General features: G+C 63.0%; 6 protein-coding genes. 3 read left to right on the top strand and 3 right to left on the bottom strand.

Annotated features, from left to right (window positions below):
* From ABFE16_01055 to ABFE16_01045, 3 genes are all read left to right on the top strand, one after another.
* Positions 1 to 369 (top strand): IS4 family transposase (locus tag ABFE16_01055; protein ID MEN6343854.1); only part of this gene is annotated, 369 nt, incomplete at its 5' end.
* A 322-nt stretch (positions 370 to 691) separates the two neighbouring features.
* A complete protein-coding gene (locus ABFE16_01050) occupies positions 692 to 2,530 on the top strand; it encodes a carbon starvation protein A (protein ID MEN6343853.1) in 1,839 nt (612 codons plus the stop codon).
* Positions 2,531 to 2,697: 167 nt separating this feature from the next.
* Entirely contained in the window at positions 2,698 to 3,501 is an 804-nt protein-coding gene (locus ABFE16_01045; GenBank protein ID MEN6343852.1) for a hypothetical protein, read from the top strand.
* 4 nt (positions 3,502 to 3,505) lie between these two features.
* On the opposite strand, the gene ABFE16_01040 is transcribed toward ABFE16_01045, so the two are convergent.
* The 3 genes from ABFE16_01040 to ABFE16_01030 form a co-directional block, all read right to left on the bottom strand.
* Complete coding sequence (locus tag ABFE16_01040) at positions 3,506 to 7,114, bottom strand: DNA polymerase III subunit alpha (GenBank protein MEN6343851.1); 3,609 nt, start codon at positions 7,112 to 7,114, stop codon at positions 3,506 to 3,508.
* A 49-nt stretch (positions 7,115 to 7,163) separates the two neighbouring features.
* Positions 7,164 to 7,502 (bottom strand): DUF6504 family protein, encoded by a 339-nt coding sequence (locus ABFE16_01035; GenBank protein MEN6343850.1) that lies wholly within the window; start codon positions 7,500 to 7,502, stop codon positions 7,164 to 7,166.
* Between the two features lie 324 nt (positions 7,503 to 7,826).
* On the bottom strand, positions 7,827 to 8,110 hold a 284-nt coding region (locus ABFE16_01030; protein ID MEN6343849.1), incomplete at its 5' end, for a hypothetical protein.

The following is an 8,110-nucleotide window of genomic DNA, read 5'->3' as shown; positions in this document are numbered from 1 at the left end:
GACAGCCAGTTGCGGACGCTGGAGCGGCTGCGGGCCTTCCTGGGCCTGTGCTGTGTGGTGGCCTGGCGGCTGCTGTGGATCACCTACTCGGCCCGCGAAGGCGGCGACCAGCCGGCGACGGTTGCGTTTCTGGACATCGAGTGGCAAGCGGCCTACTGCGCGCTGCACCACGGGCAAGCGCCACCGAAGGAGACGCCGACGCTGCGGGAAGTGACCCGTTGGGTAGCGCAACTGGGTGGCTTTTTGGCTCGCAAGGGCGATGGCGAACCGGGAGCCAAGACGCTCTGGCGCGGGATGAACCGCCTGCACGACATCGTCCTGGGCGCCCTCCTCTTCGCCCCCCATCTCCTAGATGTGGGTAATGTATAGCCACGCGTGGAGAGGGGGAGTCGAGTGCAGCGAGACGGGGGTGAGGTCAAGGCCCGTGGCGCCCCGTCCCCTGCCAGCAGGAGGGGAAACACCAACGCGAGTCCAGCTTTGTCCTGACGCACTGGTTGGGCGCCGCCTGCGTGCTGGTCGGCGTTTTCGGTCTCGCTCCTCACCAGGAAGTGGGCAAGCGTCAGCAGCGCCGGTGCTGGACTTCGCGGGCCTGCTGTGCTAACTTCACGCCGTTTGCGGCTGTTTTGGTTCTCCTTGGTGACTCCTGACCTGCGGGCCACGATGTGCAGTCCTCCAACAAGAGGTCCTCGTCATGCCAGCCAACTATCTGCTCGCCCTTGGCCTGTGCGCCTTCGCACTCGCGTACCGCTACTACGGCGCCTTCCTTGCCGCCAAGGTCGCGGTGACCAACCCGGATAAGCCAACGCCCGCCTATACGCTGCGAGACGGCAAGGACTATCACCCGACTAACAAATGGGTGCTCTTCGGGCACCACTTCGCAGCGATTGCCGGAGCCGGTCCCCTCGTCGGGCCGGTGCTCGCCGCGCAGTACGGCTATCTGCCCGGCGCAATCTGGATCCTCGTCGGTTCCATCTTCGCAGGCGGCGTGCACGACTACATCATCCTCTACGCCTCGGTCCGCAACAAGGGCGAGTCCATCTCCAAGATCGCCGAGCGCTACCTCGGCCCGGTTGCCGGTTGGTGCACCGCCTTCGCGGTCCTGTTCATCATCATCGTCGCCCTCGCCGGGCTTGCGATGGTCGTCGTCAACGCCCTGATGGAGAGCGCCTGGGGCGTTTTCACCATCGGCGCCAGCATCCCGATCGCCTTCCTGATGGGCCAGTGGATGTACAAGATCCGGCCGGGCAAGATCGCTGAAGCCTCGGTGATCGGCGTTGTTCTGCTGCTGCTCGCTGTCCTGGCGGGGAACCCCATCGCCCAGAGCGGCTTTGCGCATTACCTGCGGCTCAGCAAGAACGAACTCGAGTACGTGCTGCCCGCCTATGGGTTCGTCGCCGCAGTGCTGCCGGTGTGGATGCTCCTGTGCCCGCGTGACTACTTGTCGACCTACATGAAGCTGGGCACGGTGCTCCTGCTCACCCTGGGCATCTTCATCGTCGCGCCGCACATGCACATGCCGGCGACGACGCAGTACATGCAGGGCAACGGTCCGATCATCCCCGGTCCGGTATGGCCCTATGTCTGTCTCACCATCGCCTGCGGTGCGATCTCCGGCTTCCACGCACTGATCGGCTCCGGCACCACGCCGAAGATGATCAGCAGCGAGGCGGACATCCGACCGATCGGCTACGGTGGCATGCTAGTTGAGGGCTTCGTCGGTCTGCTGGCCCTGGTCGCCGCCTGCACCCTGATCCCGGAGCACTACTTCGCCATCAACGCCGACCCGCTCAAGTTCCCGAGCTCTCCAGAGACCCTGGGCGCCCTCGGACAGATGGCGCAGGAGGTTGGCGAGAAGACCCTCGTCGGCCGGACCGGAGGCGCTGTCACTCTCGCCGTCGGTATGGCCACGATCTTCCGCCGCCTGCCGGGCATGGACGGCCTCATGTCCTACTGGTACCACTTCGCGATCATGTTCGAGGCTCTGTTCATCCTCACCACCATCGACACCGGCACGCGTGTCGCCCGCTTCATCGTGCAGGAGATGCTGGGTCGGGTGAACGCCAAGTTCCAGCAGGGCACGTGGCTGCCCGGCGTGATCCTCACGAGCTTCGCGGTCAGCTTCGCCTGGTTCTACCTGCTCCATGGCGGCTCGGTCATGACGATCTGGCCGATGTTCGGCGTCGCGAACCAGCTTCTCGGCTGCATCGCTCTTGCGATCGGAACGACCTACATCCTGCGCAACTCGGCGAAGCGCGTCTACGCGCTCACTACCTTCGTGCCCTTCCTCTTCATGGCCGTGACCGTGTTCACTTCCGGCGTGCAGTTCACCGAGAAGGTACTCACGGCGCCGCAGCCCGATCTCGTCAAGGCGGCGCTCACGATCATCATGATGGTCCTGGCGGCCATCATCTGCATCACCTGCGTCGATCGCTGGCGGCGAGTCCTGTGCAATCAGTGCGAGCCGCTTCCTGAGGAGGAACCGCAAGAGGACCTCCTGCGTCTCGCCGAGGGCACGGAGATCAGCGACTAGGCAGGCGGATGGCAGGGCGCCGCCCCAGGAAGTCACCAAGAAGGCCGCGAATCCCAGAGAGGACTCGCGGCCTTCTTTCCGCTTGCAGTATGAGCCGTCGCGTGGCATAATGAGCTAATATTGAGCCAATGTTAACTATGAACTCTGTACCGTCGAGGGACCAGCCTATGGAGACTTCGTCGCTGCTCGAGCAACTGCAGACCGCCGCAGACTACATGACGGTGACACGTGCGCTTCGGCTCTCGGCGCTGCGGGCGATCCCCATCGGATTGGCCGCCGTCTTCCTTGGCGGCTGGTCCATGAGCCAGGCGCCGGTGAACGGCCTGTTGGCGCTGATCGGGCTCATCATGGTCGCGTCGGGCGTTCTGAACCTGCTGACATGGTCGCTGGCAGGGATGGCCGTCGACGGTTTCTCGATGGTGGCCCTGGCCACGTGGCTCATTGGCGCGACCCTTCACAACGCCCTCGATGACGGTGGGCAGATTCTGTTTGCGGTGATCGGCTTCGTGGTGCTGTTGTTCGGCCTTCACTCGCTCTCGCGCTTCAGCCGCTTCTCTCGTGCCGCCTGCAGCCGTCCTCCGCAGAGCCTGTCGGAACTGGTCGAGGAGGCTGTGGCACAAGTGGAGGAGGACTTTGTGGCGGGAGCGCCGGGCACCTTCGAGATCGCGACGAGCCAGGTCGGGCGCAGTATCTCCTGGCATGTGTGGTTGGGACGGGATTTTGCGATCCTCGTTGCGGAGGGTGTCGGCGACGTGCTCTTCGCCGACCGGGACTCGCTTCAGATCACGCCCTCGGCAGACCGCAGTGCCCGCAAGCAGATGCCTGTTGAGGTCAGGACGGACTACCTGCGGCAGCAGGCGCCCGACTCCGCTCTCGTGGGCAGCATGCAGGCTGAGGACTACGAGACCTATCTGCGCTGGCACGGAGGCGCAGACGTCACGAAGTCGGCTCGCGGTCTGCGCGTCGCCTGAGGTCTCAGCCGCGCCTCTCACCCACCTTTGCATTCGGTCGCGGTTCCCAGCGGTCCATGAGGCGGTTGTGCAGGCTGTGGATCTCGTTTCCCTGTTGTGGTGACATGGCAACCGGCGTGTGTTGGTGCGGCACCAGTTGGCTCCTGGACCCACTTGCTTTGGCCTTCGTCCTGGCCCAGGGGTTACCGGCTCTGCTCAGCGGACGTTCGAAGTCACGCCAACTCCCCATTCCCAGAACTTGCTGCGCCGTGACGGACAAGTCCAAAGCGCCCAGACGCGTGAGCTTGCCCTCCACGCAGAGCACAGGGCTGGCATACAGCGCCCGTCCGCAGCGCTGATAGCACTCCTCGAAAACCGCCACATCCACCAGCCCCCGATCATCCTCCAGGCTGATGAAGATGGCCGTCTTCCCGCTGCGCGTGGGTGGTCGTGCCCGTGCGACGACAATTCCGGCCACGCGAACCGTATCCCCATTCTCGTACTGGTACAGGCTGGTACTTGGCATCACCCCCAGTTCCGCCATCCGCTCGCGCCAGAAACTGAAGGGATTCACCGTGGTACTCACACCGCACAGGTTGAGGTCGAGAGCCACGCGCCCGACCGGCGTCGTGGGATCAAGCTCGGGAAGCGCGGTGAGTATCTCCTCGCAACTGGCCGGCTGCTCCCCTATCAGAGGTGTGTGCGCTTTTGATCTCTCCGACCGATGGCCCGCCAGCAGCCAGAGCAACTCCTGCTCCGTGTAGCCGGTGAAGGCAAAGGCGCGGGCAAGGATCAGGTTCTCTACCGTCGGTCGGGGCACGCGCGTCCGCTCACAGAAGTCACGCAGGGAGCGAAAGGGACCTTCCCGGGCTCGTGCTTGCAGGATCGACTGGAGGGCACGCTCGCTCATGCCACGCAAGAGCCGCAACCCCACACGAATTGCCGGAAGCCGATGCTCTTGCCGTGCGGCAATCGCCACTCCCTGCGCAGCCTTGAGGGTGTCCTCTTCCGCCGACGCCTCCTCAACGCTGAAACTCGCTTCGCTGAGATTCACAGAGGGTGGCAGGAGAAGGATGCCCAGGCGCTTGGCTTCCTCTCCGATGGTCCGAGAGGGGTAGAACCCCATGGGCTCCGCCGACAGAATCCCGGCAAGATACTCCGCCGGGTAGTGGGCTTTGAGCCAGGCCGTCTGATAGGAGATCGTGCCAAAGCACGCCGCATGGGCCTTGCAGAACCCGTAGGCCGCAAATCCTGATACCTGGTGGAATACCTCCTCAGCCACCGGGCGCTCAAGGCCGCGCGCAACAGCCTTGTCGATGAAGGTGTCGCCGAGTTTGGCCATCTCCTCCCGCGACCGGTCGGAGGTCATCAAGCGGCGGAGTTGGTCGGCCTCACCAAGCGTAAAACCGGCAATCGCGGCGGCAATCTCCAGCACCTGCTCCTGGTAGATCAGCACTCCGTAGGTGCGATGCAGAATCGGCTCCAGCGACGGGTGCAGGTAGGCCACCGGCTCGAACCCGTGCTTGCGGCGCAGGTAGGGACGGATCATATCGGACTGCACCGGCCCCGGGCGGAACAGGGAGATGTTGGCGATGACTTCCTCAAACTCTCGCGGCTGAGCGCGTCCCAGGAGGTTTCGTTGCCCCGGGCTCTCGAGCTGAAAGAGGCCGATGGTCTGCGTCGACCGAAGCAGCTCAAAGGTCCTTTCATCGTCAAGCGAGACGCGCTCCAGGTCGATCTGTTTGCCTGTCCGTCGGGCAATCATCTCCAGGCAGTCGCTGATCGCCGTATGGGTGCGCAGGCCGAGGATGTCCATCTTCACCAGCCCGAGCGCCTCGACGTCATCCTTGTCGAACTCGGCAATCACGATTCCCTTCTGGGCCAGTGATAGGGAGATCCTGTTGGTCAGGGGTTCAGCCCCGATCACCAGGCCTCCCACATGAACACTCAGGTGCCGCGGGAAGCCGCTGATATGGTCACACAATTCCAGCAGCAAGGCCTTGTCCTGGAGATTCAGATTCGCATCCCGCACCTCAGGAAAACGCTGGGTCGCCTCGGCAATATCCGAAGCTCGCAGGTGGGGCAAGGTCTCCGCAAGGGTCCCCAGCTCCTCTTCTTCCATCCCCAGGGCCTTGCCGACCTCACGAACCGCCGAACGAGCGCGGAAGGTGTTGACGGTGCAGACGGCCGCTACTTGCTCCGGGCCATAGCGCTCGTAGACATAGGCGACCACTTCGTCGCGGCGCCGCGAGTCGAAATCCACATCAATGTCCGGCATCTGACGCCGCTGGGGGTTGAGGAAACGCTCGAAGAGCAGGTCATGGGCCAGGGGATCGACGGAGGTGATCTTAAGCAGGTAGCTGACCAGCGAATCACCGGCCGATCCTCTGCCCGTGGTCATGATGCCCCGCGCACGAGCGAAGCGGCAGAGGTCCCAGACAATCAGGAAGTAATCGCACAGGCCCTGGTCGGTGATGATCCTCAGCTCATGCTCCAGCCGCTGCCGCACGGGCGTCGGCAGCCCTTCCTCATCGACCTGCGTGGCCCGGTGCACCGTGCCGTCGGAGCCATACAGGCGCCGGGCCTGATCGAAGCAAAGCGTCCGCAGGAAGGCTTCGCTATCGAAGATTGCTGTGGGGGCTGCGATCTCATGTGGGTAGCCCTGCGGCAGGAACCGCGGGAAGTGGAAGGTCTCCATATCCAGCGTCCAGTTGCAGCGCTCCGCAATCAGCAGCGTATTTCGCAGAGCCTCCGGCTGGTCAGGGAACAAGGCCGCCATCTCGGCAGGCGACTTGAGGCTGTACTCGGCGTTGACTTTGCGGTCTGGATGGTACTCGTTGACCGTCTGAAGGGCGCGGATGCAAACCAGCACATCCTGCGCACGGGCATAATCCCGAGTGGCGTAATGCACGTTGTTCGTCGCCACCACCGGCAGGTTCAGGTGATCCGCGAGGTTCTGCAGCCGGTATCGCAACCCGCGCTGAGGCGCCGGCAGCAGGTTGTTTTGCAGCTCAACATAGAAGCAATCTGCGCCGAAAATCTGGTGATAGTAGTCGGCGGATTCCTGTGCTTCCTGCCACTGCCCGGCTGCGAGGCGACGCGGAATCTCGCCCTTCTCGCAGCCCGACAGGCAGATCAAATGTCCCGCATATTCACGCAGATGCTCCTGCAGCAGCACCGGCTTTTTGCGGTCAAGGTGCGCGAACTCTTTGGAGAAGGGGCCTGAGTGCTGCGCTTTGCCCAGATGAGCGCAGGTAACCAGACGGCACAGGTTGGCGTATCCTTCGTTGTCCTGCGCCAGCAGCACCAGGTGAGCGTAGCGGGTGTAATCCGTGGTCGTGTCCGGGCGAGAATCGGTCGGGCGTACCGAGCCGTTGTAGCCCGGAGGCTGCAAGGGAGGCAAGGGCTTGTCGCCCGTCAGCTCAACGGTGAACTCTACCCCCGCAATTGGCTTGATCCCGACGGATTGGGCTGCCTCGTAGAAGCGGACGGCTCCCCCGAGGGTATTGTGATCCGTCACGGCGACCGAGGTCATTCCCAACTCGGAGGCACGACGGGCTAGCTCCCGGGGCGACACTGCGCCGTCGAGTAAAGAGAAGTAGGAATGCACATGCAGGTGAGCGAAGTCAGTCATGGCTCGCTGAAGGGTCCGAAGGGCTTACCGAAGAGTCCTACCAGTCCGCTCAGTCTTGCACCTCCGCCACCGTCCACTGTCCTGTCTTTAGGTCCTGGCACAAGTCCACCGTCATGCCTCGCGAAGTGACGGCTCGCAGATAGCGGCGTTCCCCTTCGCCTTCCCACCAGCGTCCGAGTTCCCGCCATTCGCCTCCCAGCGTCGCAATCAGATAGTCTCGGCCGCGCCAGGTGAAACGTCGTGGCAAGGGATCGCGCTCGAACAACGACGGTTGCCGCGTGACTTGAATGGGTTCATTGATAAGTTTGCCCATGAGCATCGCCCCGGTATAGAACTTTTGTTCGATTGAGGAGAGAAAAAAGAGATGCCAGACAGACAGCTCTGGCACCCCGAAAACACCGGTCTTTCGGCGAGTGCCGAAGCGGTATCGGCACTCTCAGAGGTGCTTTTGGCACCCCCAGTATATCGAAAGCATGTTCGAGAGTCAATGCGAAGGTGGCGACCAAAAACAAAGAAGAGCCTTCTCAGAAGGCTCTTCCCTGGCACGTATACCGCGTGCCCTCCGGTTTCCGGTTCGCAGCAACCCGTGATTGCGATCCGGCCGGCCAGTCACAAGGACTCGTCCAATTGCCCCACGGGTTAGGACGGACACTGTCAGACAACAACAGCATACCCAAAACAGCCATGGTGGTCAAGGTCCTACCCCAAGCATCTACCCCGCCTTGCGGCTGACGACGACCTCCTTCGCCGCGCTTTCCAGCACCGGCATCGTCACCGGCGCTCGCTTCACCTGTCCGTAGATCGTGACCTTAGGAACCAGGATCCCGTTGTCGTAGGTCCCCATTGACACATGCCCCTCCGTCAAGGGCTCGGGGTCGACATACCGCAGGACCTCATGCCCCTCCCATTCCAGGCTTATCACGTTGCCATGCTTCACCGCGCTCATAAGGGTCCAGTCATTGTGAAGCCCCGCTTGTGGGACTCTCCAGGCGATCT

This window comes from Armatimonadia bacterium, from assembly GCA_039679385.1.
Classification (GTDB): Bacteria; Armatimonadota; Zipacnadia; order Zipacnadales; family JABUFB01; genus JAJFTQ01.
Note: the sequence above shows the minus strand (reverse complement) of the source record. Positions and strands in the feature narration are given on the sequence as shown.